Raw genomic sequence first — 21,628 nt, 5'->3', positions numbered from 1 at the left:
ATAGGTCGGATATAAGCGTGCAACACATCTGCTCGAGTCAAAAATAGCTTGCAACACGGGCGGGTCCATATAAGCTCGCTCCGCGAGCGAACCGAATCACGCAGAAACCGGGCTCCTACATTGCAACGTTAGGTGTTCTGGCAAATAAAATTGCATAAATGTATTGATGCAGATCAATTTTAGAATATTTTTCTTAAAAAACTCTATTTTTAGGAAAAACTCCTATATCCATACTCGTAGTATGCGTTTAGTCTGAACCTATCAGATAAGCCAAGGACTGGCAGCAAACTTCAGGGAATGAAGTTATCTGATAAAAAAGTCCACTTTTCTGGTCCTTAAGTGGCCGCTGAACAAGGATAGTTCAGTGACGAGAGGGGATCTGGCAAGGATGCCATGTGAACCTCTCAACTTCTTTTGTAATTAATTTAATTTACCCTGTAGGAGCTCACTCTGTGAGCGAATAAGATCGCTCGGAGACCGAGCTCCTACAAAAATCAAGATCGCCCAGAGACCGGGCTCCTACTTGTTTATAACCCGCAACATCCAGGCGGTTTTTTCATGCACGCGCATGCGATCAGATGCCAGTGCTGCGGTGGACTCATCATCAGCGCCTTGGGCGTGTTTCAGTACATCGCGGCAGGTTCTGACGACAGTTTCGTGGCTCTGGGTGAGTATATCCACCATATCTTTAGCCGCTGGCACACCTTCAACTTCTTTGATGTTGCTCAAGCGCACAAACTCTTTATAGGTACCTGGTGCGGCGACATCCAGGGTGCGAATACGTTCAGCAATGTCGTCTACAGCAATAGCCAGCTCGTTGTAGTGTTCTTCAAACATCAGGTGGAGTTCGCGGAATTGCGGTCCAGTCACATTCCAGTGAAAGTTGTGCGTTTGCAGGTAAAGCGTATAGGTATCAGCCAGTAGATGCTTCAGGCTTTCAGCGATATTTTCACGGTCTGCTTTGTTGATACCGATATCCATGTTAGTCATATCTTGCTCCTTAACAGGTTGTCTTGTTTCCAGTCATTTGACTGTTGAATCTATACTAACAGTTTAGCGTGAATTTTGAGTGAATGACGATATATGACAATAATTTAAGTTTATACTCACGATAGTCAATTTATATCTACCGATGTGTCGCGGAGGCTGTATGGGAAAAGAAACGGAACTGAAGCTGTCATTGCCTGTTCAATATGTGCCAGCACTTCGAGCTCACCCGTTGCTAAAGATTGCAGAGCCTGTCGGACCGGTCAAAACGCTGGATAATACCTACTTTGATACCTCAGACCTAGTGCTGCATCAACAGCGGGTAGCTTTGCGAACACGGCAGCAGGGTGATATCTGGCTGCAAACGATCAAATGTGCTTCGGTTTCCGTTGGCGGATTGAGTCAGCGCCCGGAATGGGAAAAACCTTATACCGGTGAATTCGACTTTTCTGATGTGGAATTGAAGCCGGTGCGTAAAATGCTGCAAAAGCTTCAGCCACAGTTGCAACCAGTTTTTACAACACTGTTTAATCGTGAAACACTGTTTCTGAAAATGGAGTCAGGAGCTGAAGTGCTGCTGATGATTGATCAGGGCGATATTCTTGCACAGGGGAATAAGCTGCCGATATGTGAGCTTGAACTTGAGTTGGTGTCTGGTCAGCCCGAAGAGTTGCTGCATCTGGCTGTTGAGCTGGCCGATAGCCTGCCCTTGTTACCCAGCGATATATCCAAAGCCGAGCGTGGTTATAAGCTATTCAAAGGCGAAACAGAACAGCCGGTTAAAATGCCTTCGGTTCAACTAAGTAAACATCAGACACCCCTGTCTGCTTTTAAGGCGCTGGCGTTTGCATGTATCGCGCAATGGCAGGGTAATGTCAGTGGTGCTGCAAGCCGCGATGATCCGGAGTTTGTGCATCAATTGCGCATCAGCCAGCGCCGACTTAGAGCACTGTTACGCCTGTTTAAACCGATTCTTCCACAAGACTGGTTTGTGCACTGGAATAAAACCCTGGCTGATAATGCCCGGCTTTTTTCCGAAGTGCGGGATCTGGATGTGATGAGTGATGAGCTATTGCCAGCGCTGCGTCTTTTACCTGAAACCGATCACTGGCATTTTCCAGAGCTGCACCAACTGGTGATTAAGCAGCGAGAACTGGCGCGTCATGCCTTGATGGAACACCCGGATTTACAACAGCAGGGGCGATTAATTCTGACGCTGGTAACTGAGTTGCACCCTCTGGAAGCGCCTGATCATGAAGATGAGGAATTAAAATCATTTATAAAACAGCAGCTTAAACCTTTGCGAAGCCGAATTCAAAAGCGCTATCGAGCAGCCCTCAAAGGTGATTTAGACGATTTACATCAACTTCGTATCGCATTGAAACCACTGCGCTATGCGTTGGATTTTTTCATAACAATATTGCCATCCAGTAAAACCTTGCCGGAGTATGATGCTGTATTGACGGCGGTACGTGCGTTGGGTCAGGTAAACGATATGGCCATGGCGAGCCGGATTCTAACTGGGCTGACGTCGGCGGATACCAGCTTGCAGACAGCACAGGCGTATATGGCAGGCTTACAGAGTGCCAGACTGGAAGAACAGCGCAGAACTGCGTTGGGGGCGTTGAAGTGAAGTCGAGGTAAAAACTGGGCTCCTGCTTCTGCAAACCTGAGAGAATGCAGGAGCCCGATGTCAGGAGAAAACTCCTTACATGTTTGGATAGTTCGGACCACCACCACCTTCGGGAGTTACCCAGGTGATGTTTTGTGCCGGGTCTTTAATATCACAAGTTTTGCAGTGAACACAGTTAGAAAAGTTGATCTGAAACCTTGGACCGCTGCTTTCTTCAATGACTTCATAAACCCCAGCTGGGCAATAGCGCTGTGCTGGTTCGCCATATTTTGGCAGGTTGTCGCGAATCGGCAGTTCCGGATCGGTCAGGCGCAAATGGCAAGGCTGATCTTCTTCATGACTGGCGTTGGATAAATACACCGACGAGAGCTTATCAAATGATAACTTGCCGTCAGGTTTAGGGTATTCCAGTTTCTTCGATTCGGCCGCAGTCTTCAGCATTTCATGATCTTTATGCAGATCATGCAGGGTCAGCGGAATTTTACCGGCAAAAATATTCTGGTCGATAAAATTGAACGTACCACCAAGGAAGGTGCCGTACTTATGCATCGCCGGGCCAAAGTTACGGCCACGGTACAACTCATCATACAGCCAGGAATCCCGATAGCTCTGCTCGTACTGGACCAGATCCTTGCCACCTTCATCACCGGCTTTCAGCGCATCGGCAATCACTTCAGCCGCCAGCATGCCGGACTTCATACCGGTATGAATGCCTTTGATCTTGGCAAAGTTAAGCGTGCCAGCATTACAGCCGAGTATGAATGCACCGGGCAGAGTCATTTTCGGCAGGCAGTTCAGGCCGCCTTTGGTAATAGCGCGGGCACCGTAAGACACACGGGTGCCACCTTCCAGGTACTGCTTGGCTACCGGGTGATGTTTGAAGCGCTGGAACTCGTCGAAGGGGCTTAGCCAGGGGTTGGAATAATTAAGATCAACAATCAGACCCACTTCCACTTGATTGCCTTCATCGTGGTAGAGGAAGAAGCCTCCACTGGCACCGTCCGTCAGTGGCCAGCCGGAGCCGTGTACCACTAAACCCGGCTTACTCTTGGCTGGATCGATATCCCAGAGTTCCTTAATGCCTATGGCATAGTGCTGGGGATCTTTGCCTTTATCCAGTTCAAATCGTTCTAGCAGCTGTTTGCCTAAATGACCGCGGACCCCTTCAGTGAATAGGGTGTACTTGGCATGCAGCTCCATTCCCGGTGTGTAGCTATCCTTGGTTTCACCATCGGCACCGATACCCATATCACCGGTGGCAATCCCTTTGACGCTGCCATCTTCATGGTAAAGAATTTCAGACGCCGGGAAGCCAGGAAAGACTTCCACACCCAGGGCTTCAGCCTGTTCGCCCAACCAACGGGTAACATTGGCCAGGCTGACAATGTAGTTACCTTTGTTATGCATCGGTTTGGGAACCGCGAATCCAGGCAGCTTAATGCCTTTGGTTTCGTTCAGTAGTAAAAAGGTATCTTCACTGGTGACTTTGCAGGAAATGGGGGCTTCGCGTTCCTGCCAGTCGGGAAATAGTTCATCCAGCGCACGGGTTTCCATCACGGCACCGGAGAGAATGTGGGCACCGACTTCGGAACCTTTTTCTACGACACAGACCGTCAGTTCCTGCTCTTGCTCCTGTGCTTTCTGCATCAGACGGCAGGCCGCCGATAAACCGGTGACACCTGCACCGACGATGACGACATCAAACTCCATCGATTCACGTTCCACAGTTCTGGCTCCTTATATTATTTTTCAGACAGGTTGATTATAGCCTTACAGCGTGCTCAAACTTTAGAACACTTTCAACAAATGATAACCTCAGTATGCCCTTTTTTGTCAGTATTTGGTTGCATCCAGGTCAATAAATGTTTGCAGTGCAGCAATAAAGTGTCACGAACAGCCTAATCCTCTCAGTTTACCTGAGTTGTACAGGAATTATTGTTTAGTAGTATAAGTGAAAACCCTTATTTGATAAAATTTTCTTATAGACTCGTGGTTATGGCGCTCACAGTGATTTCTGCTATAGTCCGAGGTGGATTCAGATCGGTAAAACTGAAGGAAAAATAAATGAAGGTACTAGTTACGGTCAAACGTGTGATCGACTACAACGTGAAAGTGCGTGTCAAAGCGGACAACACCGATGTCGACTTGAAAAACGTCAAGATGGCGGTTAACCCTTTTTGCGAAATCGCTGTCGAGCAAGCTGTGCGACTGAAGGAAGCCGGTAAGGCTTCTGAAGTGATTGTCGTGTCCATGGGACCTCAGAATACGCAGGAACAGTTGCGCACCGCTCTGGCCATGGGTGCGGATCGTGCCATTCTGGTCAAGTCTGACGATGCCCTGGAATCGCTGACAGTGGCGAAAATTCTGGCAAAAATCGTTGAGGAAGAGCAACCAGGTCTGGTGATCATGGGTAAACAGTCCATCGATACCGACAACAATCAGACTGGCCAGATGCTGGCCGCGTTGACTGGCATGTCGCAGGGCACATTTATTTCTGGCCTTGAGTTGAGCGACACGGAAGCGCAGGTGGTGCGTGAAATCGACGGCGGTCTGCAGACCCTGGCGGTTAAACTGCCTGCGATTCTTACCGTGGATCTGCGTTTGAACGAGCCCCGTTATGCTTCACTTCCCAATATCATGAAAGCCAAGAAGAAACCGCTGGATACCAAATCTCCGGAAGATTATGGCGTTGAAGTGAAAGCGAACACCAAACTGCTTAAGGTCGAGCCACCGGCTGAACGTCAGGCAGGTATTAAGGTAGCCAGCGTCGCTGAGCTGGTCGACAAACTGAAAAATGAAGCGAAGGTGATCTGATGGCTATTTTACTGATTGCTGAACATGATAATGCGCTGTTGAAATCAGCTACGCTGTCTACCGTTACAGCGGCTACTCAGATCGGTGGTGATCTTGACCTGCTGATAGTCGGCAACGGCTGTGCGGCGGCGGCTGATGCGGCGGCGAAGGTACCCGGTGTGCGTAAGGTGCTGTTGGCTGATAATGCCGTGTATGATCATGAGATTGCGGAAAACGTAGCGGCGCTGATTAAAGAGATTGCTGCTGACTACAGTCACATTCTGGCACCAGCGACTACCAACGGTAAGAACTTCATGCCGCGTGTTGCAGCACTGCTGGATGTAGGACAGATTTCTGAAATCATGTCGGTAGAGTCTGCAGATACGTTTAAGCGTCCAATTTATGCCGGCAATGCGATTGCAACGGTACAGTCCCTGGATGCTGTGAAAGTGATTACCGTGCGCGGTACCTCATTTGATCCTGCCGCAGCTGAAGGTGGATCGGCAAGTGTTGAAAGCCTGTCTCAGGTCACCGATACCGGTTTGAGCCGCTTGGTTTCTGAAGAGCTTGCACAGTCTGATCGCCCTGAACTGACTACTGCTAAGATCATTATTTCTGGTGGTCGTGGCATGGGTGATAAAGCGCACTTTGAAATGCTGGAAACGCTGGCGGATAAACTCGGCGGTGCTGTGGGTGCCACCCGTGCAGCAGTAGATGCTGGCTTTGTTGCCAACGACTATCAGATAGGTCAAACCGGTAAGGTCGTCGCACCTGAGCTGTATATTGCTGTGGGCCTGTCTGGTGCCATCCAGCATTTGGCCGGTATGAAAGATTCCAAGGTGATTGTTGCCATCAATAAAGATGAAGATGCACCTATCTTCCAGGTCGCTGACTATGGTCTGGTCGCTGATCTGTTTGAGGCTGTACCTGAGCTGGAAAAATCGCTCTGATTTAATCAGTCAGTCGTTACACTGAACTCCTGATGCCTGGTCTAGGCTCAGGAGTTTTTTTAGCTCGTCTTCTGGGGTGGTGGTAGCGTTTTGCTGTGACACGCTTTTCGTCATCCTTGATCAGCTAGATTAAAAGCGCTAATCTTCACTAAAGAAGTATGGAAATTTCTGCCCTGACTGGGTCTGATCACTACAAGGAGGTAGCTATGCCTACCGTATATTTTTCTGCTTATGCCTGCCATGTTTCTGAGCTTGTTGAAGGTGATGAAATACACATCGAACGCTTCAGAATGATCAATAAACTAAGCCCTTCAGGTATGCTCAGTGAAGGCCAGGCTTATACGCTGGACTTTGAAGATCCTTATGCTCCTTCAATCGTTTCCGTCATTAATCAGTTGTCACGCCAGGAGAGCGGCTGGTTAATGAAAGCAGTAGGTGCTGAGGGGGAAGAGCTACATCGTGAAGCTGCTTTTTACAAAAAATATTTCACTCAGGATAATATAGAAAAAGTGCTGGGTCTTATCGGTGCATCCCATGCGGCTACCAGGGTAGGAGTCCAGCGACTCGATGGTTTTCAACAAGCGCTGGTGAGATATGAAAATGCGCTGTTGGCCCTGCAGAACCCTATTCCTGCCAATATGCCTGGTGCAGGTCCAAGGGGCCAATGGGAAGCGCTGGCTCGACGCGATGCTATCCAAGCCTATGAGCACTTGACCACTGAATATAGAGTCGCGATGCAGCGATTAGCACCTGAGGTAATGCGCACTACCAATCGAGGGACAGCGATCAATAGTCCAAAGCGGGGTATTCTTTTAGCTGTACGCAACCGTGGACGCAAGATTGATCCAAGAATAGTGGTCTCAGACTTGTTTCAGGCGCATCGATTGAAAGACTTTGCTCGCTGGATATCTAAAGTGGCTGGTCCCTTGGTATTGGGTACCGAAGCTATCTTTCGGGGTTCAAAGGTTAATGTAGTTAAAAAGAGTGATGGTGATTGGCATCGTGAGAGCGCTAGGCAGTTGGGTGGTTTTGCAGCGGGGGCATTTGCTGGTGGGCTAGCTGGTTCAACTCTTTTTTCTAGCACTAGTATTGCTGCTGTTAAATTTACAGCTGGAGGCGTTTTGGCAGGAGGCCCTATCGCTTGGATTATACTTGGATGTATCGCAGTTTATGTTGTGTATCAAGTAACAGTCTTTTCTGGCCAGTGGGGTGAGAATCGTGGTGGTGATATATACGATAAATTGTTCCGTAGTTTATAACTTTATATTTACGGTGTTTGTTTTCATATGATGGATTATTTGAGAGAAATAATATCAGAAGACTTTATTTTAATATTGTTCGGAGTGTCAGTATCTGTTGGGTTGTTGTTGTTTTTTATAATGTTTTTCTATTCTATTCTTCGGATAGAACGGGAGATGAAACGTGATGGATTGGAGCGACCCTGTCAATGGGATATTACCATGATGCGTACACCACTCTACCTGATATTATTGAAAGATACAGCAGAAAATCTTGAAAGGCGTGCAAAAACTATAGCTGATATTGATATTTATGTTGGTGTGAGGGTTAAGGATATTGCGCCTTACATAAAGACAATTGATCGTTATATTGCTAGAGCTATCATTTTTTTTGGCTTTATATTTTTCATTGCATTCTTGATTTCAATACTACTTTATCCGGACGCTTGAGACAGAATATATCCCGTTGTTATTTTTGTAGGAACTCACCACGTGAGTTCCTACAAAACTCTACTACGACCGCGTTTTGGTAATAGCCCTAAACAAATCAAAATACTCCGGAAAGGTTTTGCGGGTACAGCCCGGATCGTTGATGGTGATGGGGACATCGCCAAAGGCGGCCAGTGAAAAGCACATGGCCATGCGGTGATCGTCGTAGGTGTCGATGGCCGCTGAGGTTAAGCGGGCAGGGGGGATGATTTCAATAAAATCTTCACCCTCGACTACGTCGGCACCGACTTTGCGCAGCTCGGTTGCCATAGCACTGAGTCGGTCGGTTTCTTTGACTCGCCAATTGTACACATTGCGAATTGCGGTCGGGCCTTGGGCAAACAGTGCCGTAGTGGCGATGGTCATGGCGGCATCCGGGATGGCGTTCAGGTCCACATCTATGCCTTTGAGTGAGTCACCGCGGCTAACTTCTATCCAGGTTGGGCCGTAGTTGACCTTTGCGCCCATCTGAGCCAGCACATCGGCGAAGGCTTTGTCGCCCTGAACACTTTCCGATCCGACGCCATACACCCTGACAGTTCCACCGGCAATAGCGGCGGCAGCTAAAAAGTAGGAGGCGGAAGAGGCATCACCTTCAACCATAACTTCACCGGGTGAAACGTACGTCTGACCGGCTTTGATAGTAAAACGCTTATAATTCTCATTCTCGACTTTGATGCCGAAAAGTTGCATACTGTGCAGCGTAATATCTATGTAGGGTTTGGAAACCAGTTCGCCTTCAACGTCGATGATCAGATCATTTTCAGCCAAAGGTGCCGCCATCAACAAGGCGGTCAAAAACTGGCTGGAGATGTTGCCACGGATACTGACATGTCCGCCTTTGAGACCATTGGCATGCAGTGTCAGCGGTGGGTAGCCGTCATTGTCTAAATAGGTAACCTCGGCACCCAGCGGGCGTAAGGCATCTACCAGATCACGAATTGGACGCTCAGACATGCGCGGTTCACCGGTCAGGGTGAAATCACCATGACCCAGGCAGAGTGCCGCGCAAAGTGGACGCATGGCGGTACCGGCATTGCCGAGGAATAATTCCAACGCCTGATCTGTACTGAAGGGCTTGCCCGTACCTTGCAGGGTACAGCTGCGACGGTCATCAGACAGTTGATACTGAACACCTAACAGCGTGAGGGCGTTGAGCATGTGCTTTACATCATCACTGTCCAGCAGATTGGTGATGCGGGTTTCGCCCTCGGCCATGGCCGCCAGCAGTAGCAAGCGGTTAGACAGGCTTTTGGAACCTGGAAGTTGTACGTCGCCTTCGGCGCGGCAAAGCGGATTTAGTGTCAGGCTATCCATGATTATCAGTCTGATTGGTTTCTGGAAAGCGCTTAAACTACCATTAATTACCTGATGGGGCGAGATTTTAACTCGCTGATCTTATCCCCTGTGATGCAATCTAAGGAGCGACGTGTGTCTGAAGGATCTTCCTCGATCTATACTTGGCAGTCGATCTGGCGTGTGGCCTTGACTCATCGCCGTGAATTGATTCTGGCCAATGTGATTGCTGTGCTTGCGGCTGTTGCGGCTGTGCCTGTGCCGCTGTTAATGCCGTTGCTGGTGGATGAAGTACTACTGGATCAGCCTGCCAGCATTGTAGCTGGGGTAAACCGTGTGTTTCCGGTGGAGTGGCAGGGCCCGGCCTTGTATATTTTTTCGGTATTTGCGTTCACGGTGTTGTTGCGCATTACCGCTATATTACTGAATGTCTGGCAGGCGCGACAGTTCACCATTATATCCAAAGACCTTATTTTTCAGATACGTGCTTCTTTGCTGGGGCATTTGCAGCGTATCTCCATGGCTGAGTATGAGACGCTGGGCAGCGGTCGGGTGGCATCCCATTTCGTCACAGATCTGGATACGGTTGATCGCTTTGTTGGCAGCTCAATCAGTCGTTTGCTGGTGGCGCTTTTGTCGATACTGGGCACGGCGATTATTCTGTTATGGATGCATTGGCAACTGGCGCTGTTTATCCTGTTTCTGAACCCGTTCGTCATCTGGCTGACCATGTTGATTGGCAAACGGGTCAAGGATCTTAAGAAACAGGAAAATCTGTCTTACGAGGTGTTTCAGGGGGCGTTGACAGAAACACTGGATGCGATCCAGCAGATACGCGCCAGCAACCGCGAACAGCATTACCTGGCGAGGCTGGTGAATACGGCGCGTGATGTCAGAGATCATTCCAGTCGTTTTGAATGGCAATCAGATGCCGCGAGCCGCTTCAGCTTTCTGGTATTTTTGATCGGTTTCGATCTGTTCCGCTCTGTGGCTATGTTGATGGTGTTGTTTTCTGATCTGTCGGTCGGACAAATGATGGCGGTGTTTGGTTATCTCTGGTTCATGATGGGGCCTGTGCAGGAAATACTCGGCATTCAATATGCCTGGTTTGGTGCCAAAGCGGCCTTGGCTCGGGTTAATCGGTTGATGGAGTTGAAAGAGGAGCCCCGTTACCCAGCCCTTGTAGATCCTTTCAAACAGGAAACCAGCGTCAGTATCGATCTGGAGGATATCCATTTCAGCTACAGTCCCGGTCAAGACGTGTTGCGAGGGATTTCACTGCATATTCCAGCGGGTAAAAAAATAGCCTTAGTCGGTGCCAGTGGCGGGGGTAAATCAACCCTGGTCCAGGTGCTGTTAGGGCTTTACCCAGCCACGCAAGGCGATGTGCGTTTTAATGGGGTCTCTGTGCGTGAAATCGGCTATCCCAGGGTCAGGGAAAAGGTCGCAACGGTGTTGCAGCAACCGGCGCTATTCAATGGCACTGTGCGTGACAATCTGTTGATGGGATATGCGTTTACTGATGAACAATGCTGGCAAGCACTCAAGGTGGCGCAGCTTGACAGCTTTGTAGAGCAGGAACTGCCAGATCAGTTGGATACCTTAGTGGGCCGCCAAGGGGTGCGTTTATCTGGTGGGCAACGACAGCGGCTGGCCATTGCACGCATGGTGCTCAGTGATCCGGCTGTGGTGATTTTGGATGAAGCGACCTCCGCGCTGGATACGGCTACTGAGTCCCGACTGCACCAGGCGATGAGAAGCTTTTTACAAAACCGAACCACCATTATTGTGGCGCATAGGCTTAGTGCTGTGAAGCAGGCTGATGAAGTGTACGTATTTGAAGATGGTCAAATAGCTGAGCAGGGCAGTCATGACGAGTTGTTGCAGCAGCAAGGCCTTTACAAAAAACTCTACGGTTCTAATCAACTGGCTTGATTGCAATCATTCATCGGTTCGCTCATGCTCCATTCAGCTTTGCCCTTGTAAAATAGTCTATTATTAGGATATTGGGGCAGAATATGTTCTTAAAGGAGAATAGTTATGAATAAAAAATCAGTGGCCTCTCTGACAATCCTGCTCAGCGGTGCGATATTGCTGAGTGGTTGTGCACAATCTACGCTAACAGGCACCAGCTATAGCCGTGGAGAAGCGCGTCAGGCACAGTCAGTACAAATAGGTCGTGTCGAATCGGTTGTGCCCATTATTATTGAAGGCCGCACCGATGGCGTAGTGGGTGCCGGTACTGGTGCTGTAGTCGGTGGCGTTTTGGGTAATCAGATCGGTGGTGGATCCGGTCAGCAGATAGCAACTGTACTAGGTGCCGTGGCAGGTGGTATTGCCGGTCAACGCGTTGAAGAAGCTACCAGTCGCCGTCAGGGTGTAGAAATCACTGTACGTCTGGATAATGGTTCAAGGGTCTCTGTCGTACAGGAAGTGGATCAAAACCAGGTATTCAGCCCCGGTGATCGCGTCCGCGTCCTAGGACAGGGCAGCACCATGCGGGTAACCTATTAAATTATCCTCTTTGTAGGAGCCTGCTCTGCGAGCGAATCATCGCCCGGAGACCGGGCTCCTACAAGGAATTAATTCATTCGCCCGGAGACCGGGCTCCTACAAAATTACCCTTGTAGGAGCCCTTGTTGGAGCCCACTCTGTGGGCGAATAGCGAATAGCGAATAGCGAATAGCGGGCTAGGTGATAAATTACTTATCCGGCGCGTGATAATACAAATACAAATCTACCAGCAACTCTGGAATCTGCTCCGCCATCTCTTCGCTTAACGCGCGATCCTGACGAATCTCCAGAATTTCAGGGTCATCAAACAATTCAGACGCTACCATAATCGGCAAGAGCATACCGGCTACGGTTTCTTCGTCATCACCGAACCAATCCTCTTCACGCATGAACACACCTTCCATAAAGGACTGTGCCCAGATGGTTAGCTCAGTGGTGTCTTCTTCATCGTCTTCATCTGTATCCAGGGTCAGCTCACAGGGCAGCAGCGTTTCCTGGTCGTTATACAGATCGTGACCAATGGTGTGATTGAGCTTGCGTAACAGGCCGGTAATCTCAGCTTTCTGCGCATCGGATTCCCAGGTGGGTTCTGAATCGAATAACAGATCCAGCCACTCCTGTTCAGGTACCTTGATTGGACTGATATTCACCGCGCACAACAGACCGTGCGTTCCAATTAAATCCAAGGCATCCTCAGATACAGCGGATGAAAAAAGAAAGGCTTCTAGCTGGTCAAGTTCAGCTTCTGTGATCAAACCTGTGCTGGCTGCAGTCATGTGTATAGTCCCCGTTATCGTGTTGCGCTATTCTAACCTGTAAACCGGCTCAGTTGATATGCTTTCATCTCGCCAATCAGGGTTTACGCACGGCAATCTGGACCGCACGACCATGGCGGATAGGTTCCGATGCCAGCAACTCAAAGCCACACATCATCAACAGATCACACAGGTCCTGACTATGGTAGCGGTTGTGCTCCAGATAATGCTGAAACGTATCGTGCAACCATGCATCTGACAGGGCCGGGTCAGTCACTAAAGCACCCTTGAGCTCATGGGTCAGATAGCTTTTCAGCGGCTGGCGCACCATATCCACCAGAATAAACACCCCACCAGGTTTCAACCAACGAAACAGATTGCGAAACAGGCTGACAGGCTGATGCAGTTCATGAATCAACCGATTGGCAAGTGCCACATCCAGACTGTTAGCCGCAAACAGTTCAGGCAGATCCAGATTCAGGTCAGCCACCTGAATCTGAATAGCATCAGGCAACTCATCCATCTGATTGAGCATATAAGGCGCACACTCGATGCCGGTCAGATTAGCCTTCGGATAACGCTGGTGTAGATCCTTCAAAAACAGCCCCGGTCCACAACCCAGATCCGCCAGATGACACGCGGCCTCTGAACTCAGATAGACATGCTGATTCCAGAAAGCCTGAAAATGCGCATCATGATTACGCTGATGGCTTTCCAGGGTGCGTTTGGCTGCCAGTGCACCGTCACCACCATGATGACGTTGCAGATAAGCCTGAGTGTTTTCCAGAGTGGACATGCGTCGTGATCCTGTATTCGTTGTATCTAATGTAAGTGTCAAGCTTAACGCTTGGAGGTAGGGTTTGTCAGCCAAAAGCCACAGTCGCTATTATGATAAAGTTACATTAGACTCAAGTTAAAGCACATGGATATAAGGAAGTCAGTGTGAATACTTCGGAGCAACAGCGATACTGGTTAATTGAACTACTGGCCTGGTGGGAGGGGCGGGTGAATACCTCCGATCTAGTGCGTGAATTCCACATCTCTCGTCAGTCAGCCAGCAAAAGTATTAACCACTATCTGGCCCTGAACCCCGACAGTCTTATCTACAACACCCATCTGAAAGCTTATCAACCAAGCAATACCTTCCAACCCCACTACCTGAAAAATGATGTGGCGGAATACCTCGAATGGGCCACTCGCCACACCAGCCCCCTGGGCCTGAATGTTCACCTCTCTTACGATGCCGTCCCGCTACCTCCAAGACATATACAGCCTGAAATGATGCGCCAACTGGTTCAGGCGATCCGCGAACATCGAGCCCTGGAAGTCGATTATGTCTCCCTCACCCATCCCGACCGGGAAGGTCGCATCCTTGTCCCCCACAGCTTTGTCAAAACCGGCCTGCGCTGGCACCTGAGGGCCTGGTGTGAAAAAAGCCAGGAATACCGTGATTTTGTACTCAGCCGCTTCCGAGGTATACCCGATCTGGAGCAAGTATCGGATAAAACCGGCGAAGATGACCACGCCTGGCATACTCTGGCAGAGGTGATCTTTGCTCCCGATCAACGCCTGACACCCGCCCAGAAAGAGGTCATTGAAACCGATTACCAGATGCAAAACGGCGAACTGCGCATCACCACCCGAGCCTGCCTGATTCAGTATCTGATCCAGGAAATGCAAGTGAATACCAAAATGCTGGACCCGGACCCCAAAGCGCAGCAGTTGGTACTGGTCAACAAAGATGACATATCTGAGTGGCTTTTTTAGCGGTTGTGTTGCTGTTGCAGGGTGTTTTGGCTGTGGATGTGTAAAGGGAGTTAACTGGTTATTTGGACAGGGGTTGCGCACTAAACATCAATCGTTAATCTGAGCTTAGCTAACAAAAAAATTGGGGCGGTTATGGATGATTTTTCACCAACAGATTTAAAAACTATTCTGCACTCAAAGCGTGCGAATCTCTATTATCTGGAGCATTGTCGGGTGTTGGTAAACGGTGGTCGGGTGGAATATGTGACCGACCAGGGCAAGCAGTCTCTTTACTGGAATATCCCGATTGCCAATACCACCTGCATTCTGCTGGGTACTGGAACATCCATCACTCAGGCCGCCATGCGGGAACTGGCAAAAGCCGGTGTACTGGTTGGTTTTTGTGGAGGCGGTGGTACACCACTGTTTTCCGCAAATGAAATAGATGTTGAGGTGGCCTGGTTTGCACCTCAAAGTGAATATCGCCCCACCGAATACCTGCAAGCCTGGGTCAGTTTCTGGTTTGATGATGATAAGCGCCTTGAGGCTGCACGACAGATTCAATTAGCCCGAATTGGCCAACTGCAAAAACACTGGATCAACAATCGTCAGTTAAAAGAGCAGGGTTTTGCCATCGAGGCAGCTACTTTGCAACCCTTGCTTGAGCAGCATTATAACAAGGTGTTGGCTGCAGAAAACGTCAACCAGTTGCTGACAGAAGAAGCCCGCTTAACCAAACACCTCTACAAACTGGCCGTCAACCAACTCAGCTATGGTGATTTTACCCGTGCCAAGCGAGGCACCGGCGCTGATCCCGCCAACCGTTTTCTGGATCATGGCAACTACCTGGCTTATGGGCTCGGTGCAACAGCAACCTGGGTTCTTGGCCTCCCGCATGGGTTGGCAGTACTGCACGGTAAAACCAGACGAGGTGGTCTGGTCTTTGATGTGGCGGATCTGGTGAAGGATGCCTTGATATTGCCCCAAGCTTTCCTGTCAGCTAGTCGAGGAGACGAAGAACAAGAGTTTCGGCGTAACTGCATTGAGGCTCTGACTCGTGCTGAGGCACTGGATTTCATGATTGATACCCTGAAGGACATTGCCCTGCAGCTGGGGAGTGCCAAGGCATGAATGTGTTGCTGATTTCCCAGTGCAACAAACGTGCGCTGACAGAAACACGCCGTATTTTGGATCAGTTTGCCGAACGGCGCGGGGATCGTACCTGGCAAACGCCAATCACCTGGGATGGGTTAACGACCCTGAGAAAGCTACTGAAAAAAACAGCGCGCAAAAATACTGCTGTTGCCTGCCACTGGATACGGGGCAAGGATCACAGTGAGCTCATGTGGATTGTCGGCAACGCCAGTCAGTTTAATGCCGAAGGTGCGGTGCCGACCAACACGACCAAGCGGAATGTACTGCGTAATGAAGATGAAAATGACTGGCATAGGCTTGAAATCATTAAGCTGTTGGCTCAGCTGGCTGGTCTACTGCACGATCTGGGGAAAGCCAGTGTGGCTTTTCAGGAGCGGTTGCAGGGCAAGCGGATGGAAAAGAATCTATATCGCCATGAGTGGGTATCGCTGCGATTGTTTCAGGCATTTGTGGGAAACGATGATGATGAAGGCTGGTTGAGTCGGCTGGCTGATTCTGAGCAGATGGATGAACAGCAATGGCTTGCTTTGTCACGCTATCAGCGTGACGGACTGGATGCAGATGACCTATTTCCTTTTCATTCTTTACCACCGCTTGCAGCGGCTCTGGGCTGGCTGGTTTTAACTCACCACCGCTTGCCTGTTATTCCGGTGATCGAGAATGAACAGCAGCAAAGGCTTGGCAAACGGTCGAAAGAATTTGAATGGACTTGGCTGGAAAAGCCACTGAGCCAAGTTGCCCATAACTGGAATGAAATATATCAGCCTGCCTCTGTAGAACAGATAAAGCCTTACTGGCAAATGGCCGGTGCTTTACCGGTACTTGAATCCAAGTGGCGTGCGCAAGCATCACGATTTGCTCGGCGTTTGCATGAGTTGCAAGCGCAATCAGGCAGTGGATGGTTAAATAACCCTTACGTCATGCATCTGGCACGGTTAAGTCTGATGCTGGCAGATCATCACTATTCCAGTCTTTCGGCTACATCTCCAGAGCGAATTGCCGGAGATGGGCGGACGGGTTTGTATGCCAACACCTCCACAGACGGCAGGCTGAAACAGCCACTGGATGAACATCTGTTAGGTGTGGCTCGAACGGCAGGCAGTATTGCACATGCCTTGCCGGGTTTTGAAAGACACCTGCCACGACTGGCCCGTCATCGTGCTTTACGAAAACGCACCACGGATCAACGCTTTTCTTGGCAGAACAAAGCGTTTGATGCAGCGGTATCCATGCGTGAAGAGGCTTCTCGTCAGGGAGCTTTTATTGTCAATATGGCGTCGACCGGTTGTGGTAAAACCCTGGCCAATGCTCGCATCCTTTATGCCTTGTCCAGTCCGGAGCAAGGTATGCGTGCAACCTATGCATTGGGGTTGCGCACTTTGACATTACAGACAGGTCGCAGTTATCGGCAGGATTTACACTTGGATGATGATGAGCTGGCTGTACTGGTGGGTGGTTCTGCCAGCCGTGCCTTATTCGAGTTTTATCAGGCCAAAGCCGATGAACGAGGTTCTGCATCCATTCAATCACTGATGGATGAGGATAGTCATGTGCTTTATGAAGGTAATACAACTGATCATCCATTGTTGTCACGTGCACTGGCTAATCCAGACATCCGGAAGCTGATATCTGCTCCACTTCTGGTTTGTACGGTGGATCATCTGGTTCCGGCAACAGAGTCCCTGAGAGCTGGGCGGCAGATTGCTCCTATGCTGCGCTTGATGAGTAGTGATCTGATTCTTGATGAACTCGATGATTACGATCTGAATGATTTGCCAGCTCTGACTCGTTTGGTGTACTGGGCAGGATTGCTGGGTAGTCGGGTGATTCTGTCATCAGCAACTCTGCCTCCTGCACTGGTGGAGGGCATGTTCCTGTCATACCAGGCTGGGCGGGGTCATTATCAGCGTAACAGGGGTGATCACTCGCTTGCATCAGATGCTGCAGCAACGTTTCCTTGCCTGTGGGTTGATGAGTTTGGTATTCAGTATCAATCCTGCGGTGAACGTCAGGTCTTTGCACAGAATCATCAGCAATTTGTAGCTCACCGTGTGGAAAAGCTTAAAACAGTTCCACCTCTACGTCGTGGAGCCTTGTTGCCACTGAAGATTATCGAGCAGCGACCGGAACGGGTGCGTGCTGAGTTTGCCAGTCAGCTCAGATATGCCTGTTTAAGCCTGCATCAGCAGCATGCAGAAACGGATCCTGCCAGTGGTAAGCGTGTCAGTTTTGGCCTCATTCGTATGGCTAATATCGATCCACTGATGGATGTGGCGAAAACACTGAACATACTGGGTGCACCAGATGACACCTGTATTCATCTATGTGTTTACCATGCCCGATTTCCGTTGGTGCAGCGTTCTGCTATCGAAAATATGCTGGATGCTGCATTCAATCGCCGCTCAGAAAAGGGTCAGGCGGTTTACCAGCTTCCCGACATTCGTACCCGCCTGGATGTGTCTCCAGAAAAAAACCACTTGTTTGTAGTGCTGGCTTCTCCGGTCTGTGAAGTCGGTCGTGACTGGGATGCTGACTGGGCTATTGCTGAGCCTTCCTCCATGCGGTCATTGATTCAGCTTGCTGGGCGTGTGCAACGTCATCGTCGTAAGGTCTGTGATACGCCAAATATTTTGATTTGTGATGCCAACCTTAAATACCTGGAGCAGCGCAGTAGTGATCGGTTGGTGTTCACGCGTCCTGGTTTTGAAAAAAATACGCCAGCTTTCAGGCTTGCATCGCCCTGGCTGCATGATCTTTTGATGGATACGGAGTACCAAGCACTGGATGCGATTCCTCGTATCCAGCCGTGCCCTAAGAATGAATGGAAACCACAGCAGAGGCTGGTTGATCTTGAGCAAGCACGCATGTTGGCCACTATGTTGCCTGTACAACAAGTTGTCAGTACTTCTCGACGTGCAGGGCGTCGCAGAGGACTGGAGCCTGATGAGGCAGCACCCGCTTGGCAATACCCGTTGGCAGCCTTGGTTGGTGTGCTGCCACAACAGCAACCCTTTCGTCAGGAAATTGAGCGCAAGACAACCCTGGTTTTTTTGCCGGATGAAGATGAAGACAACTTATTGCCTTACCGGCTTGAAGGTGCTGTGGGTCGGGGTAGAGAGAATCTATATGTGTCTGCATCCACCCAAGTGCATCAGGTTGATCTGGCGCAGGGAAGTGGAATCAAACTCTGGGGTAATAATGACCTGCTGGCGCTGGTATCAGAGCAGGCTGATGCTCTGGGGTTAACGCTGGATGAGTGCGCTAGAAAGATGGCTAGTGTTGAGGTGCCTGCCAGTGAGCAGGGCTGGCGCTGGCATCCCTGGTTGGGAGTGGGGCGAAACAATTAGGCATCCATGCCTGAAAACTGCCTGTTCGGCAGATGACAATAGCATAAAACGAGATTATACTGTTTTCTGAGCTGCTTATTCAGCATAAAACAAGATTATACTGTGGTTGTTTAAGTGTTGTTAGAGTAGTATGCTCTATTAAAGTGCCTGGCTCTGGTTGCACAGAAGCCAGGCTTACGCAACCTGCCGCTTGGTCTCGGCTAAATGCTATTAGGAGGTTTGTGATGAGTGGTTCTCATCTGCTCAGAAGAGTTTTAAGGAGCTGATGCTCCCTGGACACTAAAGAGTAGGCTCCCGCATGGCAAGTTACTGTGCGGGATTCTACATGGACATGGTTTCAAAGTCGAATGGAGTGATATCCCTATGAATGAAGAAGATTTATCTTCTACTCGTTCCAAGTGCTTTCATGCTGTCATCGTTGCGTTCATCAACGAACGTCGTGATGCCAAGCTGAAAGGCAAGGAAGAGGATGCTGCCACGGCAGCAAAATATGATTATGCCACCTGGCTGGCCGATGCAGCGCGTCGAGTGAGTCAGATACAGGCAGTAACTCACATACTCAAGGCCACCCACCCGGATGCCAGGGGCAGTAGTCTGCATCTGATTCCGGATCAACTGCCACAGCATGAAGAAATTGGTAGCCATCTTTTGGGTGCTGATTTTGCTGAAGATGTGGTTGGTAATGCAGCGGCACTGGACGTATTCAAGTTCCTTAAGCTGGAAGTGGAAGGGTTGCGACTGCTGGACTGGATGCAAAAAGAGGATGCCGACCTTCAGGCAGCCTTGTCCAGTGAGCCCGAGTTGGCAAAGGAATGGATGCAGGCCTTCGCTTGTCTAGTGCGAACTGAACAGGAACCGGTTTCACACCCTATGGCCAAGCAGATCTACTGGCTGGTCGGTGACGAGCCTTCAGATAATAATCAGTACCATCTCCTACAACCGTTGTTTTCCAGTTCACTGGCTCACAAGGTTCATGCTGATATTCAGGATGTGCGTTTTGGTGAAACCAATAAACTGGCACGCCAGGCTTATCGAGCCAAAGAGGCACATGAGGGGTGTTATCGAGACTATAAAAATCTGGCAGTCCGCAAGCTGGGTGGAACAAAACCGCAGAACATTTCCCAGTTGAACAGTGAACGGGGTGGGGTGAACTATTTGCTACCTTCACTCCCGCCTGTTTGGAATAAAGCCAAACCCGTCAAATTACTGAACGTAGATTCTGTATGGACGGCGTTTCTCTGGTTTGATGAGGTTCGTCAACAGGTCAGGAGTCTGGCTGATTTCCTGCTGTCCGTAGTGGATCAACAACGAAACAAGTCAATCAATGATCAGCGGATGCTGCTGGAACAAGGGTTAGGACTACAGTTGGCAATTTTTGCAGCTTATGTTGCAGATGCCAATGAGCCGGGATGGACTCGGGATTCAGCTTGCCGTCTGCCATTATGTGAGCAGCTCTGGCTGGATCCTGAGCGAACCGAACTGCCCTTGCGCAAGGATCATGAAGATGAAGATCGAGCCTTTAATTCCGCTTTTATCTGGGGAGACTGGCCGGATGAAGTTGCCGGACGTTTTGCCAGTTGGCTGAACAGTCATTTTCATGAAGCAGGCCTGATTAGCGTGGGTGATGCCGAAAATCGGCACTGGGCAAAGCAGGCAATCATTGATGCGGCCTGGCCGGTGACAATGCAGCGTTATGCTACAGGAGGTCACGTATGACAGCCTGTCCACGTTTTAACCATCTGCTCGTCTTGCCACGTCTACAAGTGCAAAACGCCAATGCTATTTCCAGTCCCTTGACGCATGGCTTTCCGTCCATGACGGCATTTCTGGGGTTGATCTGGGCACTGGAGCGCAAAGCACGTCAGGCCGGACTGGATCTGGAGCTGAATTCCGTTGGTGTCATTTGTCATAGTCATCAGGAGTTGGTGACAGAGGAAGGTTTTATCAAAAGCTTTCGTCTGACTCGTAACCCGATTGATAAAACAGGCAGCACGGCTGCAATCGTGGAGGAGGGATGTATTCATCTTGAGTTGAGTCTGGTGCTGGCTGTTCAGTCTGAGAGCTGGGGTGATAAGGCGCAACAACAGCAGGATGTGGCGCAACTGATTGGTTTACTGAATCAGATGCGGATCGCCGGTGGTGTGGTGGTTCCACCACCGCAACCCTGGTTGCGCCGTTATCAGCCTTGGGTTGTTAATCAGACCGGATCGGAAGCAGACATGCTTAATGAGTTTGCACGTTCCCGCATGCGGTTGTTACCGGGGTTTGCACTGGTGGCACGTGATGATTTGCTGAGTCAGCGTTATCAGGCTATGCAGGCTGTTGATCCAACGTCTTCCCGATTGGATGCCTGGTTGTCTTTGTCACGTATCAATTGGCACTGGCAGCCGGACGAGAAGGGTTCAGGAGCATGGCAACACGATCGCCAGGGCTTGGGGTGGATTGTGCCCATTCCTGTTGGTTATGGTGCCCTTTCAGAGCTGCAACCAGCAGGTAGTGTCAGAAATGCACGCGATCAGTCGACCGATTTTCGCTTTGTGGAAAGCCTTTTCAGCATTGGGCAGTGGGTCAGTCCACACCGTCTGAAAGCAGCAGAGCAGTTGCTCTGGTATGCCGATCATCAGCCGGATCAAGGGTTGTATCGCTGCTGCAACGACTACCAGCAGGCAACCCATAATGGCTACAGCTATCAACCTGAATGATGTTTTTTCATTGAAAAGAATAG

At 49.8% G+C, this 21,628-nt stretch carries 17 protein-coding genes; 12 read left to right on the top strand and 5 right to left on the bottom strand.

From position 1 onward, the window contains the following. Positions 1–519 precede the first annotated feature (519 nt). Positions 520–990: a Dps family protein gene (locus ACN0R1_RS18300; protein ID WP_417585475.1), complete on the bottom strand. Its 471-nt coding sequence runs from the start codon at positions 988–990 to the stop codon at positions 520–522. Positions 991–1,150: 160 nt separating this feature from the next. Here ACN0R1_RS18300 and ACN0R1_RS18295 point away from each other — a divergent pair, with 160 nt between their 5' ends. Beyond that, on the top strand, positions 1,151–2,620 hold the full coding sequence (locus ACN0R1_RS18295; RefSeq protein ID WP_417585473.1) for a CHAD domain-containing protein: 1,470 nt from the start codon (positions 1,151–1,153) through the stop codon (positions 2,618–2,620). Between the two features lie 75 nt (positions 2,621–2,695). On the opposite strand, the gene ACN0R1_RS18290 is transcribed toward ACN0R1_RS18295, so the two are convergent. Beyond that, on the bottom strand, positions 2,696–4,330 hold the full coding sequence (locus tag ACN0R1_RS18290) for an electron transfer flavoprotein-ubiquinone oxidoreductase (RefSeq protein WP_417585477.1): 1,635 nt from the start codon (positions 4,328–4,330) through the stop codon (positions 2,696–2,698). Positions 4,331–4,684: 354 nt separating this feature from the next. On the opposite strand from ACN0R1_RS18290, the gene ACN0R1_RS18285 reads away from it, so the two are divergent. The 4 genes from ACN0R1_RS18285 to ACN0R1_RS18270 all read left to right on the top strand — a co-directional run bounded on the left by ACN0R1_RS18285 (position 4,685) and on the right by ACN0R1_RS18270 (position 8,051). Next, the gene (locus tag ACN0R1_RS18285; RefSeq protein ID WP_417585471.1) at positions 4,685–5,434 is read left to right on the top strand and encodes an electron transfer flavoprotein subunit beta/FixA family protein; all 750 of its coding nucleotides are present in this window, start codon (positions 4,685–4,687) and stop codon (positions 5,432–5,434) included. Then, the gene (locus ACN0R1_RS18280) at positions 5,434–6,363 is read left to right on the top strand and encodes an electron transfer flavoprotein subunit alpha/FixB family protein (RefSeq protein WP_417585469.1); all 930 of its coding nucleotides are present in this window, start codon (positions 5,434–5,436) and stop codon (positions 6,361–6,363) included. The genes ACN0R1_RS18285 and ACN0R1_RS18280 overlap by 1 nt, the downstream gene beginning before the upstream one ends. 158 nt (positions 6,364–6,521) lie before the next feature. Continuing rightward, entirely contained in the window at positions 6,522–7,622 is a 1,101-nt protein-coding gene (locus ACN0R1_RS18275) for a hypothetical protein (protein ID WP_417585467.1), read from the top strand. 27 nt (positions 7,623–7,649) lie between these two features. Next, positions 7,650–8,051: a hypothetical protein gene (locus ACN0R1_RS18270; protein ID WP_417585465.1), complete on the top strand. Its 402-nt coding sequence runs from the start codon at positions 7,650–7,652 to the stop codon at positions 8,049–8,051. 63 nt (positions 8,052–8,114) lie between these two features. Here the strand turns inward: ACN0R1_RS18270 and aroA are convergent, their stop codons facing one another. Beyond that, positions 8,115–9,407 carry a 3-phosphoshikimate 1-carboxyvinyltransferase gene (aroA, locus tag ACN0R1_RS18265; RefSeq protein WP_417585463.1) on the bottom strand — a complete coding sequence of 431 codons (1,293 nt, stop codon included), beginning with the start codon at positions 9,405–9,407 and terminating at the stop codon, positions 8,115–8,117. A gap of 114 nt (positions 9,408–9,521) precedes the next feature. On the opposite strand from aroA, the gene ACN0R1_RS18260 reads away from it, so the two are divergent. Further along, on the top strand, positions 9,522–11,321 hold the full coding sequence (locus ACN0R1_RS18260; protein ID WP_417585461.1) for an ABC transporter ATP-binding protein: 1,800 nt from the start codon (positions 9,522–9,524) through the stop codon (positions 11,319–11,321). A gap of 105 nt (positions 11,322–11,426) precedes the next feature. Beyond that, positions 11,427–11,900 (top strand): glycine zipper 2TM domain-containing protein, encoded by a 474-nt coding sequence (locus ACN0R1_RS18255; RefSeq protein ID WP_417585459.1) that lies wholly within the window; start codon positions 11,427–11,429, stop codon positions 11,898–11,900. A gap of 188 nt (positions 11,901–12,088) precedes the next feature. On the opposite strand, the gene ACN0R1_RS18250 is transcribed toward ACN0R1_RS18255, so the two are convergent. Both ACN0R1_RS18250 and ACN0R1_RS18245 read right to left on the bottom strand, forming a co-directional pair. Beyond that, a complete protein-coding gene (locus ACN0R1_RS18250; protein ID WP_417585457.1) occupies positions 12,089–12,676 on the bottom strand; it encodes a YecA family protein in 588 nt (195 codons plus the stop codon). Positions 12,677–12,752: 76 nt separating this feature from the next. Continuing rightward, positions 12,753–13,451, bottom strand: a complete 699-nt coding sequence (locus ACN0R1_RS18245) for a class I SAM-dependent methyltransferase (RefSeq protein ID WP_417585455.1) — start codon at positions 13,449–13,451, stop codon at positions 12,753–12,755. A 146-nt stretch (positions 13,452–13,597) separates the two neighbouring features. Between ACN0R1_RS18245 and ACN0R1_RS18240 the strand changes: the two genes are divergently transcribed. From ACN0R1_RS18240 to csy2, 5 genes are all read left to right on the top strand, one after another. After that, on the top strand, positions 13,598–14,422 hold the full coding sequence (locus ACN0R1_RS18240) for a helix-turn-helix transcriptional regulator (RefSeq protein ID WP_417585453.1): 825 nt from the start codon (positions 13,598–13,600) through the stop codon (positions 14,420–14,422). A gap of 132 nt (positions 14,423–14,554) precedes the next feature. Further along, on the top strand, positions 14,555–15,532 hold the full coding sequence (gene cas1f / locus ACN0R1_RS18235; protein WP_417585451.1) for a type I-F CRISPR-associated endonuclease Cas1f: 978 nt from the start codon (positions 14,555–14,557) through the stop codon (positions 15,530–15,532). Continuing rightward, positions 15,529–18,903, top strand: a complete 3,375-nt coding sequence (cas3f, locus tag ACN0R1_RS18230; protein WP_417585449.1) for a type I-F CRISPR-associated helicase Cas3f — start codon at positions 15,529–15,531, stop codon at positions 18,901–18,903. The genes cas1f and cas3f overlap by 4 nt, the downstream gene beginning before the upstream one ends. Before the next feature lie 363 nt (positions 18,904–19,266). Further along, positions 19,267–20,619 carry a type I-F CRISPR-associated protein Csy1 gene (gene csy1, locus ACN0R1_RS18225; protein ID WP_417585447.1) on the top strand — a complete coding sequence of 451 codons (1,353 nt, stop codon included), beginning with the start codon at positions 19,267–19,269 and terminating at the stop codon, positions 20,617–20,619. Beyond that, the gene (gene csy2, locus ACN0R1_RS18220) at positions 20,616–21,605 is read left to right on the top strand and encodes a type I-F CRISPR-associated protein Csy2 (protein WP_417585445.1); all 990 of its coding nucleotides are present in this window, start codon (positions 20,616–20,618) and stop codon (positions 21,603–21,605) included. Before csy1 ends, csy2 begins: the two co-directional genes overlap by 4 nt. Positions 21,606–21,628 lie beyond the last annotated feature (23 nt).

This window comes from Nitrincola sp. (assembly GCF_048264025.1).
Classification (GTDB): domain Bacteria; phylum Pseudomonadota; class Gammaproteobacteria; order Pseudomonadales; family Balneatricaceae; genus Nitrincola.
Note: the sequence above shows the minus strand (reverse complement) of the source record. Positions and strands in the feature narration are given on the sequence as shown.

What these genes read in the sequence shown, in the direction of transcription:
- csy2 (WP_417585445.1), top strand. Translation starts at nt 20,616, where the DNA reads ATGACAGCCTGTCCACGTTTTAACCATCTGCTCGTCTTGCCACGTCTA.
- ACN0R1_RS18280 (WP_417585469.1), top strand. Translation starts at nt 5,434, where the DNA reads ATGGCTATTTTACTGATTGCTGAACATGATAATGCGCTGTTGAAATCA.
- ACN0R1_RS18290 (WP_417585477.1), bottom strand. Translation starts at nt 4,330, where the DNA reads ATGGAGTTTGATGTCGTCATCGTCGGTGCAGGTGTCACCGGTTTATCG.
- ACN0R1_RS18295 (WP_417585473.1), top strand. Translation starts at nt 1,151, where the DNA reads ATGGGAAAAGAAACGGAACTGAAGCTGTCATTGCCTGTTCAATATGTG.
- ACN0R1_RS18285 (WP_417585471.1), top strand. Translation starts at nt 4,685, where the DNA reads ATGAAGGTACTAGTTACGGTCAAACGTGTGATCGACTACAACGTGAAA.
- ACN0R1_RS18270 (WP_417585465.1), top strand. Translation starts at nt 7,650, where the DNA reads ATGATGGATTATTTGAGAGAAATAATATCAGAAGACTTTATTTTAATA.
- ACN0R1_RS18250 (WP_417585457.1), bottom strand. Translation starts at nt 12,676, where the DNA reads ATGACTGCAGCCAGCACAGGTTTGATCACAGAAGCTGAACTTGACCAG.
- ACN0R1_RS18275 (WP_417585467.1), top strand. Translation starts at nt 6,522, where the DNA reads ATGGAAATTTCTGCCCTGACTGGGTCTGATCACTACAAGGAGGTAGCT.
- aroA (WP_417585463.1), bottom strand. Translation starts at nt 9,407, where the DNA reads ATGGATAGCCTGACACTAAATCCGCTTTGCCGCGCCGAAGGCGACGTA.
- cas1f (WP_417585451.1), top strand. Translation starts at nt 14,555, where the DNA reads ATGGATGATTTTTCACCAACAGATTTAAAAACTATTCTGCACTCAAAG.
- csy1 (WP_417585447.1), top strand. Translation starts at nt 19,267, where the DNA reads ATGAATGAAGAAGATTTATCTTCTACTCGTTCCAAGTGCTTTCATGCT.
- cas3f (WP_417585449.1), top strand. Translation starts at nt 15,529, where the DNA reads ATGAATGTGTTGCTGATTTCCCAGTGCAACAAACGTGCGCTGACAGAA.
- ACN0R1_RS18300 (WP_417585475.1), bottom strand. Translation starts at nt 990, where the DNA reads ATGACTAACATGGATATCGGTATCAACAAAGCAGACCGTGAAAATATC.
- ACN0R1_RS18245 (WP_417585455.1), bottom strand. Translation starts at nt 13,451, where the DNA reads ATGTCCACTCTGGAAAACACTCAGGCTTATCTGCAACGTCATCATGGT.
- ACN0R1_RS18255 (WP_417585459.1), top strand. Translation starts at nt 11,427, where the DNA reads ATGAATAAAAAATCAGTGGCCTCTCTGACAATCCTGCTCAGCGGTGCG.